This is a genomic window from Limnothrix sp. CMB-01 (assembly GCF_055193175.1).
In genome coordinates this window covers 3,031,632-3,054,549 of record NZ_CM143720.1, presented here as the reverse complement: position 1 = coordinate 3,054,549, position 22,918 = coordinate 3,031,632, and the positions used below count along the sequence as shown (strand labels likewise).

At 55.5% G+C, this 22,918-nt stretch carries 15 protein-coding genes; 10 read left to right on the top strand and 5 right to left on the bottom strand.

Annotated features, from left to right (window positions below; translation table 11 throughout):
- Positions 1 to 45: 45 nt before the first annotated feature.
- Entirely contained in the window at positions 46 to 354 is a 309-nt protein-coding gene (locus ACZA91_RS12730) for a carbon dioxide-concentrating mechanism protein CcmK (RefSeq protein ID WP_099533298.1), read from the bottom strand.
- Positions 355 to 1,298: 944 nt separating this feature from the next.
- Between ACZA91_RS12730 and ACZA91_RS12725 the strand changes: the two genes are divergently transcribed.
- From ACZA91_RS12725 to ACZA91_RS12700, 6 genes are all read left to right on the top strand, one after another.
- Positions 1,299 to 3,152 (top strand): NAD(P)H-quinone oxidoreductase subunit F, encoded by a 1,854-nt coding sequence (locus ACZA91_RS12725; protein WP_463186437.1) that lies wholly within the window; start codon positions 1,299 to 1,301, stop codon positions 3,150 to 3,152.
- Positions 3,153 to 3,300: 148 nt separating this feature from the next.
- Positions 3,301 to 4,812, top strand: coding sequence for an NADH-quinone oxidoreductase subunit M (locus ACZA91_RS12720; protein WP_099533313.1), 1,512 nt, complete (start codon positions 3,301 to 3,303; stop codon positions 4,810 to 4,812).
- A gap of 313 nt (positions 4,813 to 5,125) precedes the next feature.
- Entirely contained in the window at positions 5,126 to 6,250 is a 1,125-nt protein-coding gene (locus tag ACZA91_RS12715; protein ID WP_463182504.1) for a CO2 hydration protein, read from the top strand.
- Positions 6,251 to 6,307: 57 nt separating this feature from the next.
- Positions 6,308 to 6,694 (top strand): DUF4346 domain-containing protein, encoded by a 387-nt coding sequence (locus tag ACZA91_RS12710; RefSeq protein WP_099533300.1) that lies wholly within the window; start codon positions 6,308 to 6,310, stop codon positions 6,692 to 6,694.
- Entirely contained in the window at positions 6,672 to 9,113 is a 2,442-nt protein-coding gene (locus ACZA91_RS12705; protein WP_463182503.1) for a hypothetical protein, read from the top strand. The genes ACZA91_RS12710 and ACZA91_RS12705 overlap by 23 nt, the downstream gene beginning before the upstream one ends.
- Positions 9,114 to 9,366: 253 nt before the next feature.
- Positions 9,367 to 9,987 carry a Uma2 family endonuclease gene (locus ACZA91_RS12700; RefSeq protein WP_463182502.1) on the top strand — a complete coding sequence of 207 codons (621 nt, stop codon included), beginning with the start codon at positions 9,367 to 9,369 and terminating at the stop codon, positions 9,985 to 9,987.
- Between the two features lie 21 nt (positions 9,988 to 10,008).
- Here the strand turns inward: ACZA91_RS12700 and ACZA91_RS12695 are convergent, their stop codons facing one another.
- The 4 genes from ACZA91_RS12695 to ACZA91_RS12680 all read right to left on the bottom strand — a co-directional run bounded on the left by ACZA91_RS12695 (position 10,009) and on the right by ACZA91_RS12680 (position 15,636).
- Entirely contained in the window at positions 10,009 to 12,075 is a 2,067-nt protein-coding gene (locus ACZA91_RS12695) for an NAD-binding protein (RefSeq protein ID WP_463182501.1), read from the bottom strand.
- A gap of 43 nt (positions 12,076 to 12,118) precedes the next feature.
- Entirely contained in the window at positions 12,119 to 12,754 is a 636-nt protein-coding gene (locus tag ACZA91_RS12690; RefSeq protein ID WP_463182500.1) for a Uma2 family endonuclease, read from the bottom strand.
- Positions 12,755 to 12,846: 92 nt separating this feature from the next.
- A complete protein-coding gene (locus tag ACZA91_RS12685) occupies positions 12,847 to 14,250 on the bottom strand; it encodes a (Fe-S)-binding protein (RefSeq protein ID WP_463182499.1) in 1,404 nt (467 codons plus the stop codon).
- A gap of 87 nt (positions 14,251 to 14,337) precedes the next feature.
- On the bottom strand, positions 14,338 to 15,636 hold the full coding sequence (locus ACZA91_RS12680) for an FAD-binding oxidoreductase (protein WP_463186436.1): 1,299 nt from the start codon (positions 15,634 to 15,636) through the stop codon (positions 14,338 to 14,340).
- Positions 15,637 to 16,138: 502 nt separating this feature from the next.
- On the opposite strand from ACZA91_RS12680, the gene ACZA91_RS12675 reads away from it, so the two are divergent.
- From ACZA91_RS12675 to ACZA91_RS12660, 4 genes are all read left to right on the top strand, one after another.
- Positions 16,139 to 16,723: a hypothetical protein gene (locus ACZA91_RS12675; protein ID WP_099533307.1), complete on the top strand. Its 585-nt coding sequence runs from the start codon at positions 16,139 to 16,141 to the stop codon at positions 16,721 to 16,723.
- 274 nt (positions 16,724 to 16,997) lie between these two features.
- Positions 16,998 to 17,876, top strand: a complete 879-nt coding sequence (locus tag ACZA91_RS12670) for a hypothetical protein (RefSeq protein ID WP_190355488.1) — start codon at positions 16,998 to 17,000, stop codon at positions 17,874 to 17,876.
- Positions 17,877 to 18,377: 501 nt separating this feature from the next.
- Positions 18,378 to 19,877 (top strand): TAXI family TRAP transporter solute-binding subunit, encoded by a 1,500-nt coding sequence (locus ACZA91_RS12665; RefSeq protein WP_463182498.1) that lies wholly within the window; start codon positions 18,378 to 18,380, stop codon positions 19,875 to 19,877.
- An 824-nt stretch (positions 19,878 to 20,701) separates the two neighbouring features.
- On the top strand, positions 20,702 to 22,747 hold the full coding sequence (locus ACZA91_RS12660) for an elongation factor G (protein ID WP_463182497.1): 2,046 nt from the start codon (positions 20,702 to 20,704) through the stop codon (positions 22,745 to 22,747).
- Positions 22,748 to 22,918: the final 171 nt, after the last annotated feature.

The following is a 22,918-nucleotide window of genomic DNA, read 5'->3' as shown; positions in this document are numbered from 1 at the left end:
GAAATTGCGTCAAAGCCTAACGCAGCCAACTTCGCGCTTGGATGACTATTCCGAGAACTGTTGCACTGCCTCGGTGTAGCGGATCGGCAGCACATACTCCAGGTTTTCGTGGGGACGGGCAATGATGTGGGTCGAAACCACTTCACCACCGTTCACGCGGCGCACAGATTCCACGCCAGCGGCCACGGAAGCTTGCACTTCCGACACATCGCCACGGACGATTACGGTCACGCGGGCGCTACCAATCTTTTCGTAGCCCACCAAGGTCACCCGAGCGGCCTTCACCATCGCATCAGCGGCTTCCACAACGGCGGGAAAACCACGGGTTTCAATCATTCCGACTGCAATAGGCATTGCCGAACTCCTTATGTTGTGTCGTAAACGCGAATGTTGTAGAACGCCTTGGTTGTTTCCAAGGACGATCGTCCCTGCGCTAGTGCGATCGCGGCATTTATCGTACCCCCCTTGGGGATCTGGCGCTAGCCATTATTTCTCAAGAATTGGAAATAATACGCACGATAGAGCGCGGGTTTTCGTAAAAAAACCCGCTGAACCCGCGATTCCCCCGCAGAATAGCGTTGACGAACTTCCCAAGCCTAGTTACGGCTCCCTACGCATTAGGCTACAGGGGGCAGCACCTAAGGCAATTCGCCCCGCAACGATTCGTTACGGATTGCTACCTGGGCAGGAATGAACGCTTTACTAACTAGTTTGCCTATTCCCTAGTGTAGTGAAAAGCGTCCCCAATCAGCTTTTTTAATCTCAATCGTTTTGATAACTTGCGGTTAAGCCCTCGTTCGCTTATCAGAAAATCAGAAAAATTAATCCCCCTGCAAAGGAATTACAAAGTTGATCTCGATTGCCCAAGGCATCCCATCAACGCCTTTGCATGACCTTTGCATGAAATGATCAAAAACATTGGATCATCGTCTTCAACGTTGATATCCTCCCCAGCCTAAAGGCGTAGGGATTCCGGCCCTAACCGAACAACCGAAGTTGCTCGACTAGACCATGGGGTCAAAATACCCGATCGCCCCGGGCACAATTCCCTTGGCAGCGGCACAAACCCAGCTACAGGGGATGCCAAACTGAGGATCGCAGAGGATCAAAACCGATCCAATCACTTGCTAGGCTTAACGATGGCCGGCCAACTTGCCGTCTGTTTCGCGCCTGATTGTTTTTAGCTCTATTGCTGGCTATTGCTGTCTTTTTCGCCTGATTGCGCCTTTTTGCGCCTTTTTAAATTTTCCTGTTCACCCTTACCTTGAGCGCGATCGCCCATGACCGCCTTACCCCCTCTGACTCAATGGCTGGTGCAAACCGTCTGGCTTGTGCCGGCCTATGGCTTGATTGGGGCGTTGATGACCCTGCCTTGGGCCACGGGAACCATCCGACGCACGGGGCCCCGGCCCGCCGCCTACATCAACCTATTGATGACGATCTTGGCCGCCATCCACGGCGGTTGGCTGTTTCGGGAGTTTTGGGGTCAGGAGGCGCAATACCTCAGTTTTAATTGGCTGGAGGTGGCGGATTTCAAGCTCTCCTTTGTCTTGGAGGTTTCTCCGGTCAGTTTGGGGGCCATGGAGCTGGTCACGGGGCTGAGTTTGGTGGCGCAGGTCTACTCTCTGGGTTACCTGGAAAAGGACTGGGGCTTAGCGCGATTCTTCGCCATGATGGGCTTTTTTGAAGGGGCCATGAGCGGCTTAGCGATCAGCGATTCTTTGCTGTTGAGCTACTGCCTGCTGGAGATGCTGACCCTTTCCACCTATCTGATCGTGGGCTATTGGTATGCACAGCCCTTGGCCGTTACGGGGGCCCGCGATGCTTTTCTGACCAAGCGGGTGGGGGATATTTTGCTGCTGATGGGGACATTGGCCCTTTCGACCCTCAGCGGCAGTTTGAATTTTTCGGACTTGGCGGATTGGGCCCAAACAGCTCAGTTAACGGACTGGCAAGCAGGTTTGCTGGCGATCGCCCTCATTGCGGGGCCCACGGGCAAATGTGCCCAATTTCCGCTGCACCTGTGGCTGGACGAAGCCATGGAAGGGCCCAATCCAGCTTCCTTGATGCGGAATTCGATCGTGGTGGCCTGTGGAGCCTATGTGCTGATTAAGCTGGCTCCGGTGTTGGCCCTGTCGCCCTTGGGGTCGGCGATTCCCATTGCCTTGGGAACCATGACGGCGATCGGGGCTTCGTTGGTGGGAATTGCCCAAGTTGACCTGAAGCGGGCCCTGTCCCACACCACCAGCGCCTATCTGGGGTTGGTGTTCATTGCGGTGGGGTTGCAACAAACGGATGTGGCGTTGCTGTTGCTGCTGACCCATGCGATCGCGAAGGCGGCTCTGTTCACCAGCATTGGCGGTGTCATTCTGAACACCAGCACCCAAGACATGACCCAAATGGGCGGCCTGTGGTCAAAAATGCCCGTTTCGACTATGGCTTTTGTGGCTGGCTCCATGGGGATGGTCGCCCTGTTGCCCTTGGGATCCTTTTGGGCCATGGAGCGGTGGCTCAGTGAGCCAGCCATGCCCAGTTGGTCGATCGCGGTGGTCTTGTTGGTGAATGGCTTGACGGCACTGAACTTGGCCCGGGTGTTTGGGCTGGTGTTTGGTGGCTCCACACAACCCAAAACTCGCCGGGCCCCGGAGGTGGGCTGGACTATGGCCGTGCCGATCGTGTCCTCGATCGTCCTGACCCTGTTGGTTCCCTTGATGTTGGAGCGGTGGCAACTGCTGTTAACCCGAGTGGGAATGCTGCAATTTCCGATCACAGAAACGATCGCCCTGGTGACTTCGGCGGCCCTGGGCGCGGCGATCGGGATTGCAATCTATAGCTTTGGGGTTGTGGCGCGGCCGGTGAAGTTGCCGATTCCAGCCCTGCAAGATTTGTTGGCCTACGACTTTTATATCGATCGAATCTATCGGTTTACCATTGCCCTCGTGGTCGGGGCGGCGGCCCGGTTCACGGCCTGGATCGATCGCTACGTCATTGACGGACTGGTGAATTTGGTCGGGGTAGCGGCCCTATTTGGTGGCGAGGGCTTGAAATACAGCACCTCTGGCCAATCCCAAGGCTACGTTTTGGTGGTGCTGATCAGCGTCAGCATGATGGTGGTCTTGGCTGGATGGTCTTTGGCGCAACTGTGGTTCTAGGAACCCAATGGGCAAGAAACGGAAGATTCAGAAGCGAATAGCAGGCAAGTCACGGGCGAGCCACGGGCCAATAAACGGCTGATTGATGGCTGAGATAGATGATTGGTTGCTGATGATTGATGGCTGAGACAGAGAGGCAAAAACTGTGCTGCTGAGTTTGTTGGTTTGGATTCCCATTGTCGGCGCGATCGCGATCGCCCTTTGGCCGGGCAAAGTCAACGCCACCCAGGCCCGCCAGGCGGCCATCTTGAACTGGATTGGCCTGACGATTATTACCGGGGTGATCGTGACCCAATTTGACCCCGGCACCGATCGCCTGTCCCTGGTTGAATCCTTCCCCTGGATCGATCGACTCGGCCTCAGCTACAGCCTCGCCATTGATGGCCTGTCCTTCCCGCTGGTGGTGCTCAACACCATGCTGGTCGGCATCGCCATCTTCAGCACCAACGAAGCCATCAACCGCCCCCGGTTTTACTACAGCCTGCTGTTGTTACTCACCAGCGGTGTCTATGGAGCTTTCCTAGCACAAGACCTGCTGCTGTTCTTCCTGTTCTATGAACTAGAACTCATCCCGCTCTATTTCCTAATTGCCATTTGGGGCGGGGCCCGGCGCGGCTATGCGGCCACCAAATTTTTGATCTACACGGCCGTTTCTGGAATCTTGATCTTGGCCGCCTTCCTAGGATTAGCCAGCGCCGCCGGTTTCAGCACCTTTGGCTATGAACCCCTGCGGGAATTTGCGATCGCCCAAGCCACCGCCCCCGAATCCCTCTTGCCCGCTGCGTCCCAACTCTTGCTGCTGGCGCTGCTTGTAGTGGGCTTTGGCATCAAAATTCCCCTGGTTCCTCTCCATACCTGGCTGCCCGATGCCCACGTGGAAGCCTCCACACCCATCTCCGTTCTGCTAGCCGGTGTGCTGCTGAAGCTGGGAACCTATGGCTTAATCCGGTTTGGGTTGGGCATGTTCCCCGAAGCCTGGACCCAAATTGCACCTTGGATGGCCGCCTGGGCCGTGGTGAGCGTGCTCTATGGTTCCTTTGCCGCCATTTCCGAAGGCATCGCCAATGGGGACATGAAACGCCTGGTCGCCTACAGTTCCGTGGGGCACATGGGCTTTATTTTGCTGGCGGCGGCAGCGGCCACCCCCGTCAGCCTCATGGGTGCGGAATTTCAGATGGTGGCCCATGGCTTGATTTCTGGCCTGTTGTTTCTGCTGGTGGGGATTGTTTATAAAAAGGTGGGTACTCGCCAACTGAGCGCCCTCAGCGGGTTATTTAATCCCCAACGGGGTTTGCCGGTGGTGGGGTCGTTGATGGTGTTGGGGGTGATGGCCAGCAGTGGCATTCCCGGAATGGCGGGCTTCATTGCGGAGTTTTTGATCTTCCGAGGCAGCTTCCCCACCTATCCGATCTATACCTTGCTCTGCATGGTTGGCACGGGGCTAACGGCAGTCTACTTCCTGATTTTGCTGAATCAGTCATTTTTTGGGCGGCTGACGGAGCGGGTGGCCAATTTGCCCTCGGTGAGTTGGCTCGATCGGGCCCCGGCCATTGCCTTGGCTGTCCCGATCGCCCTGTTTGGTCTGCAACCCAGTTGGCTGGCCTACTGGAGCGAGCCGGTCACCACCGCGATCGCCCTAGCGGCTCATCACAGTCCCTAAATACTCACCGCTTCAGGCCCCGTTTCAGGGCTTGGCACTGCCCGATCGCCCGTCATCACCCCGCGATCGGGCACGAACATCACCAACCGCCGGCCGATTCTGATTGCTCCTTTGGGATCCTCATATAATCAGATCATCATCAGTAATCAGACCATCATCAGACCCGATCATTAGAATTGTCAGTTCCCAAACTGTGAATTCAAACTGCGAATTCAAGCTATGAATTCAAGCCACGAATTTAAACCGCAAATTTAAGCTGTGAATTCAAGCTGCGAACTTCAACACCATTGCCCCAGCTTAAGGTTTTCAACCCATGCTCTCTATGACTGCCACCCATCCCCTAAACAGCACGATCGAGCGGCTCTTGCAAGGGGAAGCCATGCTGAAAGATAGCCCCAGCAACGTGCTGGAAGTGGTGGGCATTCTGCATAGCTACGGCATTATTTTAGATGCCTATTCTAACAACCTAAACTATATTGCTCTGCATCAGTTTTTGCGATTTTTTCCATTTTTTAAATACTTTAATGGCGAAATTTCGCTACCGAAGTTACTGAAACATTGGCGGCACGATCGAATCAATTTTGAATATGCCGAATATTGTATGAAAGCCATGTTCTGGCATGGGGGCGGTCGCTATGATAACTATCTAGATTCACCAGAATTTATTACCCTTGCCAAAAAAGCGATTCGGGCCCGTTTCGCCAAAAACCCGATCGTCTTGGGAATGGATCAGCTCTTTCCTGAGTTTTTGCTAGAACAAGTGCGGCAATTAGCCTATTACCGAGCCTTGGGGCAATTTTGGCGAATCATGAGCGACATGTTCATGAGCCTTTCAGATCAGTACGATCGCCGCAAAATCACCACCATTCCCCAAGTGGTTCAACATATCCAAGACGGTCTAGTGGCGGGGGCCAATTCCCCCATTGAATATGCCGTGGAATTGGGTGGGGTGACCTATGACATTGTGCCCCGATCGGCCAAGATGACCTTCCTAATGGATGCGGCTGTGCCCTACGTGGAGGCGGTCTTTTTCCGAGGAACCCCCTTCAGTGGCACGATTTCCTACAATGCCCAAGCGGCCCGCATTCCCACCGAACAGGGCGATTTTGCCTATGGTGCGCTCTACGCTGACCCGTTGCCCGTGGGCGGCGCAGGCATTCCGCCGACTCTCCTGATGCAGGACATGCGGCATTTTGTGCCCGATTATTTGCACCAATTCTATGAAAATAGCCTGCGCCATGAAGACGATTTATTGGTGAAAATTTGCCAATCATTTCAAAAGTCCATGTATTGTGTCACCACGGCGGCTCTGCGTGGCTTGGCTCCCCATCCCCTGGAGTCGGTTGACCCGGCCCATCAATCGGCTAATATTGCCTACTTGAATGGTTGGATGGATCGGTTTATTTCGTCGCAGCTTGGCAATGTGAACCGTGATTAGGCATCAAATTCATCTGATAATTGATCCATTCATCTACCCGTCAATATGTCAGTTGATATGACCCTCAATTCTGTGGAAACACGCCAGGCGATCGACGATGAATTATCCAAACGGCCTTTAGACCTTGACCCGGCTGGCTATTTCGTGATCTACCTCGATCGGGAACAGGCCTTAATTTGCGCCAAGCACTACAGCACCGTGATTAACGATCGAGGCTTGGCCACGGATCCGGTCACCGGCAAGGTGATTCCGGCGAAGGGTTCTGTTCCGCGCACGGCCGAGGCCCTCTATACCGGACGCACCGCCAAGGAACTCTGTGTGAAATTGCTCGAACAAACCCAGCCGATACCGGTTTCAATGCTGGATCATGCGGCTTATCTAGGCCGAGAGTTCATGCGTGCAGAACAGGCTTTGGCCACCGGTGCGGAATATATTCAAGACTAAGACCAAGGCCCTGGCAGCGGCCTGGCGCAGCGCCCGAACACAACATCCTCAGGGGTGGTGGTTGGCGGCGCTGTTGTATGGTCTGCTGGGGGTTTTGATTTTGGGGCCCCAGCCCTGGCTCCCGGTGGTGGGAGCGGGGGACACGGATCTCTGGGAAGCGATGGGATTTTATGTGCGGGAGCATTGGCACTGGTGGCCCCTGCCGCATATCGATTTAGTCAGCGATCGGGCGTTTTATCCCTACGGGGGGCAAGTGGCTCTCCAGGCCTGGGGTCTGGAGCGAGATTTGTTCTATGCCTTGCTTTTCAGTCTGGGCGGGGCGGGCCCTTGGCTGAAGCTATATTTTCTGCTGTCGGTGGCGATCGCCCTCTTTGGCATTGCGCGGATTTTGCAGCCGGACTTTGGGGAGCGGCGGGCAATTTTAACAGCGATCGGGGCGGTGTTTTTGAACATCTACGCCCTAATTTGTAAGTTTCCGTTTCACAGCAACATGGCAATCGTCCATTGGCTGGGTCTGAGCCTGGCCACGGATTTTGTGTTGGTGTGGCGATTTGTGCGGGGCCGGGCGATCGGGCGGGCCTGGTGGCTGGGGCGCATGGCGTTGGTGCTCCTGAGCTTGGGCCAGGACTTGGGCTATGTGGCGGGGTTTGGGCTGCTGTCGCTGGTGCTGTCGGGGGGATGGATGTTGGCGGTGAGGTGGTGGCGGTGGCGAACCCAAGCAATTGAGCTGGCCGCCGATGCCCACCAAGACGCAAAGAACCAAGATTGGCAGCTCCGGCTTGGCTATTGGATTTATGGCTGGCCACCCTTCCGCCCGATCGAGTGGGGATTGATCGCCCTCATCATTTGGGCCGCTTGGTTATATCTGCTGCCGGTGATTCCCATCGTGCAGTTAGCCAAGGAGTTGGACTGGAGCAACACCTTCGATCGCGCTTGGTTTGCCCATCCCCTGCGCCTTTTGGCCCCCTATTGGCCGCAAATCAACCCGATCGCGGCGGCCGGCTGGTGGCGAGCCGTGCTGCCCAGTCCCCTAGAAACAGATTTTGATGGGGTGGTTGGCTGGGGGTTGTTGCTGGCGGGGGCGATCGGCTGCTGGCAACGGCGGCGCTGGTGGGCGGCTTTTGTGCCCCTCGGTTTGCTGATGGGCTGTTTAATCGCCTATCGCCCCTGGGATTTACCGATTTTGCAGTGGTTTCCCTGGTTTTCGTTTAATCGCGTGGCCGGACGGGGTACGGTGGTCTTCCCGATCGCCCTGGCCCTATGCAGCCTGGGTTGGCAGCCGGATGCAAGCCGATCGGCCCGAACGCGACAATGGAACCGCTGGGCCGCCTTGGCCGTAGCAGGCATCTGCTTGCTGGACTTAATCGGCGGCTATGGCCTCAAGCCCCGCGCACAACCCCTAGATCCCAGCTTTCAGCCCTACATGGCCCTGGTGGCCCAGCAGCCAGGCACGGCTGTTTTGGACTGGCCCTTTTGCGTAACAGGGGGAAACGGTGTGGGCAGTGGCGATGGCACCTGCCCTTTTTTTGCCCATCATCCCAGCACCCACGCCCTCAGCCGGTTTCACCACAAGGCCACCGTGGGGCAATACTTGGGGCGATTGCACCCCAGCCAGCTCACCCCCTACCTCGAAGCCGGTTGGCAATATTTGGCCCTGCCCGATCATCCGGATTTAAACCAAACCCAACGCCAGCGCCGCTGTTTTCGCAGGGACGAATGGGAGTTTTTTCGGCGATTCTTCCAATTAGGCGATTTTGCGGGCATTAATCTCTATGTCGATCGCCTAGCCCGGGGATGTGAAAGGGAGTTTTATGCCCAATTGGGCCACCCGATCGCCCAAACCACCGTGCCGGGCATGGGGCGTGTGGTGTTTATTCCCAAGCCAGCCCCCTGGCAAGGCCTAGTTGATTTGGATCAGGCGCGACTGTTGCGTTTTTCGCCCTTTCTCGACCCAGCCCCCGTCAGCCCGGATCCTGCCAATCGCGATCGCCTGGATCCGGAAACCGCCCCCCTGAAAACCGCCGTGCCGGAGCTAGACCTCGTGCAGTTCGGAACCGTGCGCGGTGTGGAAATTCGCGGCGGGTTGGATCGCAATCGCCAAGGTCAACGCTGGGGTTTGGCCCCCATGACCGTCCTGGATTTGCAGAGCGATCGGTCTCAAACTCGACAGCTCAAAATTCAAGCGACAGTGCCTGTGACCAATCAGCAACTCAGCATCTTTTTAGATGATCAACTCCTGTGGCGCAGTGAGCTTTTATCCCGTAACCAAGCCCTGGATTTGAACTTGCCGATCGCCCTACCGGCCGGCAAGAGTCAGCTATGCTTGGTTTATGAGCAATCCATCATTCTGCGCGATCAAATTCCTGCGGCTGGCAACCGCCCGATCGCGTTAACTTTCCAGCATTTAGCAATTGAATAATTATCAATTCAAGTTACTTAAAATCACAATACAGACCTTACCCCGATTACTAAGCACAGTTGCCCGTAGGGTGGGCAATGCCCACCAAACCGTTGCTTCATGGCATCTGCAATATGGCGTGCCAATAATTCTAGGTAAAGGCTGTAATTACTAGCCCAAATCACGATCAGGCAAAATTCCAAACTATCTCGAACTTTAATGGAATCAAGATTTCAAACAAGAACCAAAATAGCCAACATCAGGACAGAACTCGATGGTTACAACTCGCGATTGCCTCTTGACCTTTGAGGACTATCTCAATCATCAAACCGATGATGCGGCCAGTGATGTTCGTTATGAATTAGTGGATGGTGAACTAATTCCCATGAATCCACCCAGAATCGAGCACTTTTTGATTGCTCAGTTTTTAAGTGACTATCTTCGCCAGGTAATTGGTCAAAACAACCTACCTTGGATGGTATTTGCCGAAATTGGTGTCAGAACGGGATTTCGGCGATCGCGCGTGGTGGATTTATGCGTTGTGCAACGGGAGCAGGTGCAGGAATTAGCGGGGCGATCGGCAGTTTTTGAAACGCCGCCCTTGCTCGCTGTGGAAATTGTCAGCCTTGATTCGATCGGGCGGGATTACCGCTACAAGCGATCGGAATATGCCGCAGCGGGAATTCCTGAATATTGGATTGTAGATTCCCTCGAAAATCGCTTGACTATTCTGCAATTACAAGAAGGGTTATATGACGAAATTCCCCAAGATCAATCCGGCTTAATTCAGTCGCCTATTCTTTCAACCATGGGCCAGCAATCGGCCGATCAGCAGCCAGCGATCACGATCGAGCAAATTTGGCAAGCAGCTAATCTGGATCAGAATCCTCTGTAAAATTCCCAGCGATCGCGAGCCTTATCCCAAATCTGTCGCCCAGCAGAGGGCTTCCGCGTCCACTAGGCGCTGTCGCAAACTGGCCACCAGCGATCGCGCCTGATATTCATACATCGCGCAAACCGTGGGCGGCTCCCCCGCTTCCACCAAGGTGGGCAACCGCTGAAACAGCGATCGCGCATGGGCCAAGCTGCAGCCTGTGATGCGGGCGATCGCGTTGGCCCCTTCAAAATCCGCCTGGGGACTGGCGGAATGCAACCGCACACACCACGATCGAGGAGCCAGCTCGCCCCGTTCAATCCGCCGCAACCCCTCAATGGAAGCCAACACCACCAGGCGATCGCCCGATCGCAAGTGGCGATCGAGGCGCGGAAAGTCCAACTCCCCATCCGCCAACGCCTTGCGACCCACCCGCTCATGCAACAACGGCACAGCACCATAGCCACAGGCAAACTCCGCCAACAGCAAATCCACTAACGTATCGCCCGGCTCAATCCGATATTCCGCCACCAGCATCGTGGTGCGCCCCCAGCGGTAGAGACTGAGGATATTTTCGCCAAAGGCCGCCCCCGCAAAGGCTTCCGCCGCCAGGGCATAGGCGCAAAGCACCTGCGCATCGGGCAACAGCCCCACCAAGGTATCGCTGAAGGCGCGATCGAACGTGCGAATCACCAACCCTGTGGAGAGCGACGCTTGGCGCACCATCAACGCCATTTCCAAATTGGCAATTTCGTCATCGGTGGCAAAGACGATCGACTTAGCCCGCTCCAGTTCCACCCGATCCAGCGTATCCGGCAACTTACCCACCATCAGCGGCAAATCGCCCAAGGTATTGTCATCCAAGCCCTGGCGTGTCAGCCCCGCCACCGACTGCCCAGACTGCAACAGCAAACGGGCAATTTGCTGGCCCACCTGTCCCATACCCACCACCAGCACATGATCCTTGTCCGGCAGGCGGGGGCGACTGGGAGAAAACCGCAGCCGCAACGACAACAGCCGCTCCGTCAGCAGCGCATAGAGCACGCCCACCAAACCCGTGCCCACCACCGTCAAGCTAAACCCAAACAAACGCAACCAGCGAGGCACAGCACTGGACTGGGCGGGATCGCCAAATAAATCGGCATAGCCCCCCAGCAGCAACAAAGCCGTGTTGCAAAAGGCATCGAACCAATCGCGATAGGGCGAATAGTGCCGCAAAATCACGGTTCCCAGCAGCAGCAAGCCCAGCACGGCTCCGGCGTAGATCAGGGCAATTTGCAACAGCCGACTGCGATGCAGCAGCGATCGCGCGGCTTGCTGGAGCGATCGCAACAGTTGCCAACGGGGTGCCGATCGCGGAGTCGTCGTCAGCATTGGCCGCGTCGGGTGCAAGGTGGCGGCAGCTTCCCACTCATGCCAACGGCCCCCACGCCGCATTTCCACATAGGCCACCCAATCACCGAGCCGCAAGGGTTCCATGATGCTCGACCCGTAGAACAAAGAATCCGGCGGCAGGGGTAGTGATCCTGTCCAGTGACCCAAAATCAGGCGCGATCGATTGTTCAGATTCGCGGGAATGTCCCCCAGCCAAGGATCATCCGCCTGGAGAGAGCGCTGGCGCACCCGATAGGCCACGCCGTTGATTTCAAAGGCCCCGATCGTCTGATCCTGCAATGCGGCCAGGGCAAAGGCCATGGCAGATAACCGAGAAGGCTCGAAGGCCACAAAATTGCCAAATTGCCGAGCCAGCAAGTCATTCAAGTGGGGACGGTTGGAGCGCACCACCAGCCGCACCGCCGGATTCAGCAACCGCGCCGCCAAGGCCGCCTTGAGGTTAATTCGGTCATCCCCAGCCAGCAACAAAATGGCTCGACAATCGGCAATCCCCGCCTGCTGCAAAATGCTCGATCGACAAAAATCCCCCTGAATCACCTGTTCCAGCATGGCGGGCAAATCCGGCACATCCCACCCGCTTGGAATCGTGCGTTCGATCGCCCGGACTCGCACCCCAAAATTCGCCAAGGCCGCGACGCAATGTTGACCTAAATTGCCTAACCCACAAACCAAGAACCTGTCAGACAGCACCGTTTGCATCTGCGAATTTTGCATCTGCCAATTTCGCACCCGCCAACCTTCTGGGACAGGCGATTAATCAACCGTCGCCCCACCGAATCTCTTCATAGATCATGGCCAATGTGTCTGAAAAATCCAAACTTTGTAGTGCAAATGACACTTCTAATAATGAGCGCTGTTGTTCGTCAGGAGTCAGGATTTTGGGATCAAAATCGATCGCACTGTAGCGGGTCAGTTCCCAGCAATTTGGCGCAGCACCTTCGGGGCGATAGTAGCGATCGAGGGCCGGGCGATCGCTGCTGATCAACACATATTCCTTGAGGGATTCCATCCGCGCGTATTGCTGAAACTTTTGGTCGCGATCGAACTCGGCGGTTCCGGGCGACAGCACCTCCGCAATCAAGCAAGGATATTGAATGGCTTGGCGCGATCGCAAATCCCGAGGATCACAACTCACCACCAAATCAGGATAGAAATAGGGCCCTTTTTCCGAAACGTAAACCTTCACATCACCGATAAAGACTCGGCAGGTTTTACCGCGTAGGTAAGCTTTCAGTGCAAAAAATAGATTTCCAGCGATCGTGTTGTGGTCAAGCGTGCCGCCGGCCATGGCGTAGGCTTCACCGTTGAGGTATTCATAGCGCTCCGGCTGTTGAGCTTCCCAGGCGAGAAATTCTTCGGGAGAAAAATAGCGGGAATCCGTTAAAGCAACCATGGCCGTGCCGACATACGGGATTTTTGGATAGAGCCGGTAGGGGCAGGTTTCAAACCTGCCCCTACGACAACGGTAGCAACTGTAAAACCAGTCTAGCGATCGCCCTTGGGTAATGCTTCACCCCGCATGGCGCGATCGAGCAATTCGATCGGGTGCAAAATCGGCACAGTTTTCCCCTGCAAACCCAGGTGTTTTTGAATTTGCAACGAGCAGCCCGGATTCGGCGAGGCGATCGCGTCGGCTCCCGTGTTGGTCAGATTTTGCACCTTCAGTTCGCCCAGCTCGTCGGCGATTTCCGGTTGCAGCAGGTTGTAGATCCCCGCGCTGCCACAGCAGAGTTGCGAATCGATCGGCTCGCGCAGGGTCACGCCGGGAATTTGCCGCAACAGGTCGCGGGGTGGGGCGCTGATTTTTTGGCCATGCAACAGGTGGCAAGCGTCGTGATAAACCAGCGTCACCGGTTCCGGGGCGATCGGCTGAAGCGGCGCAATCCAGCCCACTTCCGCGAAAAATTCGTGGATGTCGCGCACCTTTTCCACAAAGGCAACGGCCCGATCGCGGTACTGCGGATCGTCTTGCAGGATGTGGTGATATTCCTTGAGCGTGTGCCCACAACCGGCGGCGTTGATGATGATGTAGTCCACATTGGTGGCCGCGAAGGCATCGATCATCTGGCGGGCGATCGCCTGGGCCTGGTTGGTTTGACCCTGGTGGGCGGGCAGGGCCGAGCAGCAACCCTGGCTGGGCGGAATCACCACCTCGCAACCGTTGGCCGTCAGGGCCCGCAGGGTGGCAGCGTTCACCCCGCCAAAGAGGGTGCGCTGCACACAACCGAGAATCATCCCCACCCGATAGCGCTGGGTTCCTTGGGCGGGAATGGTTTCGGGAAAGTCGCGGTTGAGGGTGTCCCAGCTCAGGCGCGGCAAAATTTCTTCCATGGCCGCCAGGTTGGGCAGCCATTTTTTCAGCAGGCCGGTCGATCGCACCAGGGTTTGCAAGCCCGACTGTTGATAGAGCAACAGGAACGGCATCAGCAGTTTCAGGCGATCGGGATAGGGAAAAATTTGGAAAATCAGTGTCCGCAGGGCCTGTTCCGGCAGCGATCGGGGCACGTTGCGCTCCACCTGCGGCCGGGTGGCGCTGATCAGTTGGTCATATTTCACCCCGGACGGGCAGGTGGTGACGCAGGCCAGGCAACCCAAGCAGGTGTCGAAATGCTGGGCGGTGGTGCGATCCAGCTCGGCCGTACCTTCGTTGATCGCATCCATCAGATAGATGCGGCCGCGGGGCGAGTCGGTTTCCTTGCCCAACACGCGGTAGCTGGGGCAGGTGGAAAGGCAAAACCCGCAATGGACACAGGAATCGAGCAGCTTGGGATCGGGCGGCGAGTCGGGGTCAAAGCCCGATCGCTGACCGGCGGCCAATTCACCCAAGTGGGGGTTTTGGGCCAGAAAGTTGCTCTCTTTGGCAGGAATCGGGCGATCGCTCGTTTGCATGGGTCGGTGGGGTGAAACCAATAGGCGATGGCAATTCGTAGGGGCGCACCGCCGTGCGCCCTCCATAATCTGATGCTGAACCGGGCGCTAGACCACGAATCGGCCGGGATTCAGGAGCTGGTGCGGATCAAACTGCTGTTTTATTTTCCCCATTAGGGCCAGGGCAGAACCGCGATCGCCCCAGCGATCCGATTGCTTAAACTGATGGGTCAGTTCAGGGGGCACTTGCAGCAGCGTCAAAAATCCCTGTTCCGCTTCGCAGGCGGCCCGCAATTGCCGAATCCAACGGGAAGTCCGTAGCCAATCGCCCTCGATCGCCCCGAAGCTGGCCCAACCAAGGCCGCTGCTGGCGTGGATTTGCCCTTGGCTGATCGGGCCGCTGGCCAGGCGATCGAGCAGGGCCGGGGCCGCCGTGGGCAATGCGCCAAACTTGAGCGTGATCGGGCGATCGGCTGTGGGGGCGGTGCTGGCGGCGCGGCTGGCCTGCCAAAAGTCCGCCTCATCCGGTTCGCTCAACACCCGGGATTGCAAGCCCAACTGCTCGGCCAAGGCGATCGAGCGGCGCACCTGTTCCGCCACACTGGGGGCCACACTGCCAAACCGCAGGGCCAAGCCCACCGCCCGCTCCGGCAGGGCCGGGTTACCCCAAACCCAATCCAGGGCGATCGGGGTGAGGGTGGAATTGCGGAGGCCTTGGGCCGCCTGGGCCAGGGCCGGGCGATCGCCCCACAGCAGCAGGGTTTGGCACTGTTCGGGAATCGGGTAAGTCCGCACGGTCAAGGTCGCCAGCAGCCCCAGCGTGCCAAAGGAGCCGGTAAACAGCTTCATCAGGTCATAGCCCGCCACATTTTTGACCACGCGGCCACCGGCTTTGGCGATTTGCCCGTCCCAACGGACGATCGACAGGCCCAACAGCAAATCCCGAATGCCGCCGTAGCGTTGGCGCAGGGAACCCGTGTCCGCCGTGGCCACAATGCCGCCCAGGGTGGCCGTTTCCGCAAAGGCCGGGTCGATCGGCAACCACTGACCCGAGGGAGCCAAGGCCGCTTGCAGATCCCGCAGTTTCATGCCCGCTTCCACGGTGGCCACCAAGTCCGCCTCGTCATGCATCACCAGGCGATCGAGCCGACCCAATCCCACGGGCAACAGCGATTTCTTAGGCAGGTCGCCCCAAGCCAGTTTGCTGCCGCTGCCGAAGGGGGCGATCGGCTGGTGTTGGGCCGCGCAGGCCGCCATCACCTCGGTCAACTGCTCGATCGACTCGGGCATCACCGCCGGGCGAGCCAACTGGCCGATCGATCGAGCAATTAACTGATCGATCGATGGATCTAATAAATCATTTAAATCATTGGGATCATTCAGATCGTTTGGATCGATCGCACGCATCACGGGCCCAACCTCAAGACAATCAGCAATTGATTTGAAATACCTTGAAATGCATTGAAAATGCTTTGATCAGAGTTTCTAGAATTCACCCCAGGCAACGGGTTAAATTTAGCCTTAAAAAACGCCGAAATTTCCAAAAGGGCAGAGATGATTGAGCAAAATCCATCATTCTTCAAGGTTGCCGTTTTGCTGTCTCCAGCAACCGTTCCGCACCGGAGCGATCGGGTCGATCGCCCATCAAGTCCCCATCGATCATTAACCAATTCTTAAATCATTGACTGAATTGATCGAATGTAATCGATTGGATTAATTGGACTAATTGGACTAGTTAGATGGATCCCGAGGCCAATTCGATCCGAATTCAATTCCCCTGCTTGCACCGATCGCTGCCAAGTGTGGTGAACCCATCTTCTCGGGCGGTGGGCACATCTGTCCGGTGATGAAAAACGCTGCCTAGACTGGAAAACAAGTGACCAAACCCTCATGATAAGGAAATTTGCCCATGAATGCGCCGTCTAAGGCCGGTCGTTGGCTGGCGGGTGCTGTTTTGACCCTGTTGCTGGTGGTGGGCGGTTGTGTGGCCCTCAACGATCGCAGCGATCGCGGCCCGGCTCCCAGTCCCACGTCAACCACGGTGGTCGATCGCTCCGGTGATCAGTCCACCGATCGTGGTTCCAATCGTCGATCGCCCAAACCCAGCCCCAGCGTCAGCCCCTCGCCCATTGATAAAAAGCCAGTGGCGGGCGGCAAGCTGAATAAGTATTTCCCGAAAACTAGCGATGGCTACAGCCTGGTTTTCCAACAGGAAAAGAAAGGATTTGCGGAAGCCAAACTGAAGAAGTCGGGCGAAGAAGTGGCCAAGTTGTCGATTAATGACTTGGCGAACAATGCGAGCGGTCTCAGCAAATTCCAAAGCAGCGATGATGACATTGACGGCTATCCTGCCGTTCAAGTGGGCAAAAATCAAACGGCTGTCTTGGTGGGCGATCGCTATCAGGTGAAGGTGCAGTCTACGACGCTCAAACCAAGCGATCGGGAAGACTGGATTGAGAAATTTAATCTCTCAGGCTTGGCCCGTTTGAAGTAGTTGGCTTTTCTATTTTCCAAATTGGCGCTTAGTTTGGACTTAATAGCGTGGCAAGCTAATTTTGATCGATCAGGTCAAATAGCTATCACCGTTGCCTAACCATTAGGCAGCAATGGGCTTAAGCCCATTGTTATAACGACTGATTCCGAAACCTTGCCCCCACGATCTAAAAGAGTCACGCTATTAACTTGCGTCTGGTCTTTGCCCAGTTTCGGTTGAGCTTGTTGTTTGTTTCTTGTTTGGAAACCCTGTGTCTTAGTGAGGATCAAAATTCATGGGTAAATCCATTGTGCAATTGGTTGATGAATTGCCCACCAGCGGCATGACCATCACGGTTCTGAATGCGTTGGATTTTGTGGTTCCCGGCGAGTGGGACAACTTGATTGGGTTCGATCGCACGATCAAAACCGTCACGGGCGAAGACGATCCGGGCTTAATTTCTCAAATCAAAGACCGGGCGATCGAGCTTTACAACGACGAAGGCGAGGGCTATCAACGCGCCGTTTGGCTCTATCAAACCGTGGACACGGCCGCCAGCGCCTTGGGCACGGCTGCCATGGCCAATAAGGTGGGGCAAGATATTTCGTTTTTGGGCTTTTTGCAAAATTTGACCCCCAAACCCGAAAAGGCCCAAGCGATCGATTTGGGAATGAAAATTGTGGTGGAATTGCTGGCCTATTGCCAAATTAATGGCATTCCTGGCGACAGCATTGGCGACTTTTTGGGTTCCTTGGCCGACTACGGCGGGGAATCCAAAATGCGGATGGCCGCCATGGTTTGCTTGGATGGCTTAGTGCCCTTGGGCCCGAACTTCATCAAAGCGGCCGGCGATTGGATCGGCAGCGCCACCCAATCCAGCCTGGAAGAAAACGAGGCTTTCCGGAATATTCAAAAGATGATTCCGGGCACTGACAAGGTGGCATTTGTTGGCCAAGCGTTCAACTCGGTTTCAAGCTGGATGGGGAACTTTGTGAGCGATCGCGGTCTCAGTCCCCAAACCATCCTGCAACACCTACAAGGGTTTGTGGATATTGCCGATGACAAGCTGGATTATGTTGGTGCATTTTTGGACATGAGCACCAATTATTACTATCACACGGGTGTCCAAACGGTTGCCAAGCGCCTGATCGATCGCGCCTATGCTGAAATTTAGCGCTTGAACTGGATTGGCTGAATTCAAACAACGATTGATTATTGGCTAGATTTTATTAATCATCTGATCAACAATCACTTGGTTAAAAATCACCTGATTCAACGTTGTCCAAATCCCAGTCGCTAAAGCGTTCAAAAGGCGACACTCAAAAAACGGGGCTGCTAATCTGGAGTCGTGATCCTAATTCATGACATGACCCAGGGTGGCCCCGCTTTTTGTTTATATTTTGACTGAATATTTTCAGTGACCTGTAGACCCGTAGGGTGGGCAATGTCCGTCGAATCGTTGCTTCATAGCATCTGCGATAGGGCGTGCCAATTATCTTAGGTAAAGGCTGTATTCTGGTTGAATATTTTTAGGTTCAATATTTTTAGGTTGAATGTTTTTAGATCGAACTATTTAGATATATGGTGTAAGCGCATATTTCTTGGACACATAATTTTGGACGCATAATTTTGGACGTATGGTTTAGTATTTTGGGAATTTGCCGGGGGATTTTTGATGGTGAAGCTCAAACAACGGGGCTGGGGCTTGGTGTCGCTGGTGATTGTGGGGGTGATTGGGGTTGGCGGTTGCGGCCAGTCCAAAAACACGGTCTCGATTTCTGCGGGCAAGGCCGGTGTGGGCTATGACCTGATTAGCGAGCAATTGGGGCGATCGACCGATCGAATCGTGAGCCTGAAGCTGACCGACGACAAAAACTCCAATGGTTCCCGCGATAACCTCGATCGCCTGGTGCAAGGTCGGGTTGATTTTGCCCTCGCCCAACTTGACGTTTCCCGCGATTTGTTGCGCAGTGGCCAGGTGGAGACCGTCGCCATTTTGGGCCATGAATATCTGCATTTGTTGGTGCGGGCCGACTCTCCCTTCAAAACCCTGACCGACATCAACGGCAAACGGGTGGCGATCGGGATTCAGGGCAGCGGCACCAACTTCACCACCACCCAAATCTTGACCCGCAGCGGCTTGCGAGTGATCACCAGTGCGCCTCCCCTGAAGGAAGGCCTGGCTAAGTTGAAGGCCGGAGAGCTGGATATGGTGGCCTACGTGGGCCCCTTGGGATCCAGCAGCATCATTCAAAATGCCATTACCAGCGATCCGCCCCTGCGTTTGCTGGAAATTCCCCCCTCCATTACCAATCACCTGGCGGTGCGCTTCCCTGAGTCCTATCGCTCTTCGGTGATTCCCGCCGGAACCTATGACCCCCTGCGCCCCGAGCCGCCCCAGGATTTGCCGGTCTTGTCCACGGGAATTGGCTTGATGGCCCGAGGCGATGCTCCCGCCGACCAAGTGGGGCTAATGGCTTGGTCGATTTTGGCCACGGCGCGTCAATATGCCAGCTTTTATCCAGAATTGGCCGATGGTGATCCGGCTGGCCTGTTGCAACGAGGTGGGGTTTATATGGCTCCGGACGCGACAGAAACCTATGAAAAAGGGGATCCCCGATCGGCTTGGCTGCGGTTCATTGAAGAAAACCAGGTTGTTCAGGAATATTTGCTGGTTTTGGGCTTGAGCAGTGCGGCGGGGTTGTTGGTCACTTGGCTGCGATCGCGCCGATCGCGCCAGTTGGTGAAAAGCAGTCGCCAAGCCTTGACCGAAATTAAGGAAGTTCATGGCAACAAAACCAAGGCAGCCCTGGCGGCGGCCCAAGATTTGGCAGAGCGCTATCGGTTAATGTTCATTGACGGCAATCTGTCACCGGAAACCTACGAGGAGATCGATCGCCCCGTTCAGCTCTATCTCCAAAGTTGCCAGGCGCTGATTGAGCAGGAAGACCGCCAAACCCTCAGCGAAACGGTGAACCTGCTGGATGATTCCGAAGCCCTGCTGAATATGCCGCTATCGGTGGCGGTTCAGCGGTTGCAGGAGTTGGAAGATCGCTACTCGCAAATGTTGCTCTCCGGCACGATCGAACTGATGACCTATCTGCAATTCCGGCAATGGGCGTTGGCGGTTTTGCAAGCCAAGTCCCATGAACCGGAAACCCCAGTCATGTCATAGGTTTCGGGAGCCAGCGGCCAAGTCGCTGGCTTCTGGGTCACCAAAACTGAGGATCGTGGATGGCGGATCGATCGCCGGATCCAACTCCCAACCCCAAGCGCCGCCCGATCGATCGGTAAATTTTTAACCAAAGGAATTGACCTAGCTTGAATCGGCAGCGATTCAAATACGAGTTAATTTTTATTCACAATCCCTAACAAAAAACCAAAAACAGTTGATAAACTGCGCGAATTTATAAACAACCATTGAGTAATTGGCCTAAAGAATTCTGCAAGCACTCATAATCAAATCAGAACCCAGTCAGAACCCAATCAGATTTCTTGTAGACAGTCCCGATCGCTCCTCCTTTTCCCTGTCAACGGGCGATCGCACCATAATTCTTTCTACTCGCCAATCATCTGATCCATTCAATCTAGTCAACTCAATTTTGCAAATTTCATCCAGTGGCTTTGAGCACTGAGCCTACGACGCTCGCCCCTGGCAACGCTCCATTACGGCGTTAATTGAATCTTTGCTGAGTATTTGACGAACATTAGCCGAGTATTTGACGAACATTAGCCGAGCATTTTTCTCTTGTTCTCGCTCATTGGGAATCGGGAATCTTTTAGGCATGAATTAGGCATGAATTTGATCTTGATCTGATTTCTCATCAAATTTTGCAAGATTTTGAATTTGATATTGATCAGACATCACACTGATCAACTCTGCGCTTCATCCCTAGTCCTATTTTCCCTAGTTCTATTTTCTCAGTCTGCAATCATTTCAGCTTGCATTGAGCTGACATCAATTTTTTACTGGGAATTTTCATTCCCATGGAGGTTTTCATGAAAGGTGACCGTACCCCCCGCATCAGAAATATTGCCATTGTGGGTCCCTACTCCAGTGGCAAAACGACGCTTTTGGAAAGTATTTTGTTTTTGTCGGGCGCAACCACGCGCAAGGGCAGCATTAAAGATAACAATACGGTGGGTGACAGTTCCCCGGAAGCGCGCGATCGGGGCATGGGCCTGGAGCTAAATGTGGCCAGCGCCGCTTATAAGGATGTGCAATTTAATTGGATTGACTGCCCAGGTTCCGTGGAGTTGGCCGCAGAAACCTACAACGCTTTGGTCGGGGTTGATGCGGCCGTGGTGGTTTGCGAACCAATGATCGATCGCGCCATTGTGTTGGCTCCTTTGTTTCAGTTTTTGGACACCTGGAAAATTCCCCATGTGTTGTTCATTAACAAAATGGATCGGGCATCGAGTCCCATTGCCGATATTTTGTCGGTATTGCGGCCCGTTTCCAGCCGCCCGATCGTGCTGCACCAGTACCCGATTCGCCAAGGCAACAGCCCGATCGGCTACATCGATTTAGTCAGCGAAACGGCCTATCACTACCACCCCGACGCGGAAGGCGATGACCCCGTGCCGCTGCCCGAACATTTGCGGGCGGAAGAACAAGCGGCTCGCCACGAAATGCTGGAAAGCCTGGCCGATCATGACGATGTGCTTCTGGAAAAATTGCTGGAGGATATTCAACCCAGCGAAGAAGAAATTTTGGTGGATCTGAGGCTGGAGTTGGGAGCCGATCAGATCGTGCCGGTGTTTGTGGGCATGGCGGAACAGCACTTGGGCGTGCGACCGCTGTTGGATGCCCTGCTGCGGGAAGCCCCAGACGCAACGGTGACGGCCACCGAGCGCGGGGTGGACGCGATCGCCCCCGATGCCGATAGCCCGATCGTGCAGGTGCTGAAAACCATGTATGCCAGCCAAGGGGGCAAGCTATCGATCGCTCGGGTCTGGAATGGCGCGATCGAAGATGGCATGAGCCTCAATGGCGTTCGCATTGGTGGCCTCTATCGCCTGATGGGCAGCCAACAAAAATCCCTGACCCGGGCCGAAGTGGGCGACATTGTGGCCCTTGGGCGGTTGGACGGGGTGGCCACCGGAGAGGTGCTGGCACTCGATCGGGCGATCGGGCGGGATGAGTTACCCAAAGCAGAATTACCGCCGCCGGTTTTTGCTTGGGCGATCGTTCCCGAAAACCGCAGTGACGAAGTGAAGCTCACCGCCGCCCTGGCCAAGCTCACGGACGAAGACCCCGCCGTCCGCTGGGAACAACATGGCGACACCCACGAAATCATCCTTTGGGGCCAAGGGGAAATTCACCTGCAAATCGCCATCGATCGACTGCGGCGCAAGTACAACCTGCCCATGGCTCCCCACCTGCCCCAAGTGCCTTACAAGGAAACCATTCGCAAACCCGTTTCCCGGATCCATGGGCGCTACAAGCACCAAACCGGCGGCCATGGTCAATTTGGGGATGTGTATTTGGACATTCAACCCCAACCACGCGGCGCAGGCTACGACTTCCAGCAAAGGATTGTGGGCGGTGTTGTGCCCAAGCAATATATCCCCGGTGTGGAATCGGGGGTGCGAGAAGCGCTCGATCGCGGGCCCCTGGGCTTCCCGATCGTCGATGTGGCCGTGACCCTCACCGATGGTTCCTACCACTCCGTTGACAGCTCCGAGCAAGCCTTCAAGATGGCGGCCCACGTGGCCATGAAAACGGGCATTCCGGCAGCCCAACCGGTACTCCTGGAGCCGATCGACCTGGTGGAAGTTGCCATGCCCAGTGAGTTCACCGCCAAGGTCATGCAGCTAGTGACCGGGCGACGCGGCCAACTGATGGGCTACGGGCCCAAGGACGGTTGGGCCGGCTGGGACACCATGCAGGCCTATCTGCCCCATGCGGAAATGCAGAGCCTGATTTTGGAATTGCGATCGCTCACCTTGGGCGTGGGAACGTTCTCTTGGCAGCATGACCACTTGCAGGAAGTGCCCGACAAACTCGCCGATCGGGTCTTGGCCCAAACCGGCAAAGGCTAGAAACGGTCGCTCGTTTCCATCCATTCCCAAAACTTTCCATTCCCCAAACTCCGATCGATCCTTTTGAAACCTTAAAAGCGCCTGGCCATCCCCTGGATGGGCCGGGCGTTTCCCTTTGCAGCCCCCGCTCGATCGCCCAACACTTCCCCAGTGGTTCTCCCCCCAAACACC